The following is a 646-nucleotide window of genomic DNA, read 5'->3' as shown; positions in this document are numbered from 1 at the left end:
TTCTATTTACTGATGGCGTTCCAACAGATGATAGCAAAGCAGCTATTAATGAATGGAAACAAAATTGGCAAAAAACAGCTAATTTAATTGCCGTTTCTTTTGGTTCTAATACTGATACTCATTTACTAGGCGAATTAACGGATACTGTTTTAGAATTCAAAAACACTAATGTGCAATCCTATAAAGAATTTTTTAAATGGGTTACAGATTCTATTAAAACAAGTAGTATTAGTGTTGAAAATAATGAAACTGGATTTGAATTAGCAAAACTAGATGGTGAAACTTTATCTAAAATTGACTTAAAAAAATCTGATCCTAAACGACAATTTGTAGATGATAATTTTGTGGTATTAAATGGTAAGTGTCAAAATACTAAAAGACCTTATTTAATGAAATACCGTAAAGTGATTGTGCCATCAAGTTTTGCAGGAATTGAATTAGGGACTAAAAATTATCGGTTAGTTGGAGCTTATCAAGTTGATAATAATTACTTTGAATTGGCAGACAATACTACTTTTAACAACAAGGTGAATACTGACGAATTAATTGGTGGACCAACTTGTCCTTGTTGTGGAAATCAAATTGCTTTTGCTGTTTGTAGCTGTGAAAAAATTCATTGTTTAGGCGAAGAGGAAATAAGTACTTG

General features: G+C 30.5%; 1 protein-coding gene. It reads left to right on the top strand.

The features are described from left to right. Positions 1–646, top strand: a 646-nt coding sequence (locus IU405_RS01120; protein WP_317193335.1) for a TerY-C metal binding domain-containing protein, incomplete at both ends; no start/stop codon positions are given.

The organism is Polaribacter sp. BAL334 (assembly GCF_015767435.1).
GTDB lineage: Bacteria > Bacteroidota > Bacteroidia > Flavobacteriales > Flavobacteriaceae > Polaribacter.
The sequence above is the reverse complement of the archived record's forward strand: the minus strand, read 5'-3'. Positions and strand labels throughout refer to the sequence as shown.